The organism is Rhodococcus sp. (in: high G+C Gram-positive bacteria) (assembly GCF_049591685.1).
Taxonomy (GTDB): domain Bacteria; phylum Actinomycetota; class Actinomycetes; order Mycobacteriales; family Mycobacteriaceae; genus Rhodococcoides.
Map to the genome: position 1 here is coordinate 1 of NZ_JBAWFH010000419.1, position 3,022 is coordinate 3,022.

1 protein-coding gene is annotated in these 3,022 nt (G+C 64.0%); it reads right to left on the reverse strand.

Annotation, left to right across the window (positions count from 1 at the left end):
• Nucleotides 1-182: 182 nt before the first annotated feature.
• On the reverse strand, nucleotides 183-3,014 hold the full coding sequence (ppc, locus tag WBQ44_RS17805) for a phosphoenolpyruvate carboxylase (RefSeq protein ID WP_495568000.1): 2,832 nt from the start codon (nucleotides 3,012-3,014) through the stop codon (nucleotides 183-185).
• Nucleotides 3,015-3,022: the final 8 nt, after the last annotated feature.

Genomic DNA, 3,022 nt, shown 5'->3' on the forward strand with positions numbered 1-3,022 from the left:
GCCGTCGACCGGTGGCCCTGTAAGCCGTTCCGTCACGCCATGATTCGACCCGATGCCTGCAGTGCGACACTCCGACTCCCCCCGTGCGGTAGGACCGGCCTGGGCGGCCCGTCCTACCTCTACTGACGTGACGGGGCTCCATCCGGTTCCCGCCCGCACGGAGGGTGCTGACGGCGCTGCGCTCAGCCGCTGTTGCGCAACGCGGTGGCCAGTCCGTTCATCGTGAGCAGAATTCCCCGCTTGACCCGTTCGTCCTCGTCGCCGCCGCGATAGCGCCGCAGCATCTCGACCTGCATTTGATTGAGCGGTTCGAGGTACGGGAAACGGTTGTGCACCGACCGCTCCAACGCCGGATTGTCTTCGAGCAGGCGAGAATAGCCGGTGATTTTCAAGTACATCTCGATGGTCTTGGCGTGTTCCACCTCGATCATGGCGAAGATTCGATGCCGTAGTTCCTCGTCGGGCACGAGTTCGGCGTATCGGGCAGCAATCCCGAGATCGGACTTGGCCATCACCTGTGCGAGATTGGACAGGACGGTACGGAAGAACGGCCATTTCGTGTATAGGTCGGTCAGGACCGCCAGCTTGGCGTCGTCGCCGTCGACCCATTCTTCGAACGCCGTCCCGGTTCCGTACCACCCCGGAAGCATCACGCGGCACTGACTCCACGACATCACCCACGGAATGGCACGAAGGTCGTTCACCGAGTCGGTCGGCTTACGGGATGCGGGCCTGCTGCCGATGTTGAGCTCCCCAACCTCTGCAACAGGCGTAGACGTACGGAAATATTCGACGAATCCCGGTTCTTCGTGCACGAGGCGGCTATACGCGGCGCGAGCCCTCGCCGCGAGATCGTCCAGCACCGCGTACGCGGGTTCGGCCCCGTCGCCGAGCCCTTCGACATCCAGCAAACTGGATTCGAGGGTGCCGGCGACCAGCGACTCGAGGTTGCGCCGTGCCATGGACGGTTCCGCGTACTTGGCGGCGATGATTTCGCCCTGCTCGGTCAAACGTAACGAGCCCTGCACCACGCCCGGCGGTTGGGCGAGGATGGCGTCGTACGACGGGCCACCACCGCGTCCGACGGTCCCTCCGCGGCCGTGGAAGAGGCGAAGCCTGATACCCGTGGCGCGAGATGCATCGAGCAGGTCCAACTCGGCCCGATAGAGTGCCCAGTTGGCGGCCAGGTACCCACCGTCCTTGTTCGAGTCGGAGTACCCCAGCATCACCTCCTGGTTCATGCCGCGACCGGCGATCAGTGCTCGGTAGACGGGCACATTCAACGTGGCGACGAGTGTTGCCGCTCCCTGCTGCAGATCCTCGATCGTCTCGAACAGGGGCACAATTCCTACGGTGGAGACGGGGTGGCTACCGTCTGCGCCGGGGTCGAGGATGCCTGCTTCCTTCAGCAGCAGCGCCGCCTCGAGCATGTCGCTGACGCTCTGGCACATGCTGATTATGTAATTCTGAATCGTGTCGGGCCCGAGGTGGTCGATTGCGGTCCTTGCTGCTCGCACGACCCCCAGTTCCTTTGCGGCCAGCTCGCTGAGGTCGGCGTTCGGGCCCACCAGAGGACGCCGCGTCGTCAACTCTCGCGACAACACCGCAATTCGCTCGTCTTCCCCCAGCGACAGGTAGTCCGGGTGGACACCGGCCCACGCGAGCAATTCGGCGACGACGGTCTCGTGCGTCTCGGAATTCTGGCGCATGTCCAATGCCTGAAGATGGAAACCGAACGTCTCTACCGCCTGCCGAAGTGCGAGCAGACGGTCGTCGGCGATCAGCGCGTCCCCGTCGGCGCGCAGTGCGCGGTCGATGATGTCCAGGTCGTTCAGAACGTCCTGTGGTGCACCGTACGGAGCGGATCCGATGTCGAGGCCCGCGACGGGGACGGAATCCAGAACGGCCGCGGCGGTGGCGGTCAACCGCGCCCGGATGCCGCGCACCGCGACGCGATACGGTTCGTCGTCGCGGTCATCGTGCGGGTCGCCGGAAACTGCTGCGAGAGTGCGTAACTCTTCCGACACGGCAACCAACCGCACGGACATCGACAGTTCCTTCTCCAATGCGACCAACTGCTCGAAGTAGTGCGAGAACGCCGAATGACCGGCGCGGTGGGTAGCCGTGTGAACGACATCTCCAGTGACATTGGGATTGCCGTCGCGGTCCCCACCGATCCAGGAACCGGGCCGAAGAATCGGACGCGGTAGCAAGTCCTCCTCCGGCCATCGCTGCCGCAGAGCCGCGCGGACATCAGCGTTGAGAGTCGGAATGACCGAAAAGAGCGAGGTCTCGAAGTAGCGAAGTCCGACCTCGATTTCGTCCTGAATACGCAAGCGCGACAAGCGAATCAACGCGGTCTCCCACAGCGTCAACACTTGCCGACGAATTTGGACGTCGATGGTGTCGAGTTCTTTCGCTGCCGCAGCTGCTCTGGGGCCCTGCACGGTGGACGCGATGTCACGACGCCGCATCAGCTCGATGATCTTGGATTGGACATCGAAGACGGTGCGCCTGCGAGTCTCGGTCGGGTGCGCCGTGATCACCGGCGCGACGAGTGCATCGGTCAATGCCTGCGCGACTTGATCGCGCGTCAGTCCTGCCGCGTCCAACTTCGGCCACGTTGCCGACAGGCTGCTGTCCTGCGGCGGATCCGAACGGTCGACATGGATTGCGCGCCGACGCTCGCGATGCAGGTCCTCGGCGAGATTCGCCAGCAACGAGAAGTGGCTGAACGCGCGGATGAGCGGAATAGCGCGTGTCGTCTCGACATCGGCATAGATGCCGAAGGAGTCGTCGCGACGTACCTCGGAACGCCGCACGGCGAAGGACTCGACCCGGGCGCGTTCCACCAACTCGTACACATCGGCGCCTTCATGCTCACGCACGATGTCGCCGAGAATGCCACCCAGGTAGCGGATGTCCTCGCGCAGCGGCTCGGTCAACTCTCGACCGTGCGACGTGGGCGTGACGAACGCCGGGGAACCGGCGGACTCGTTAGCGGTTCTGCTCATGAACCGAT

Excerpts from the sequence above, each read along its gene's own strand:
- ppc (WP_495568000.1), bottom strand. The coding sequence starts at position 3,014 with ATGAGCAGAACCGCTAACGAGTCCGCCGGTTCCCCGGCGTTCGTCACG.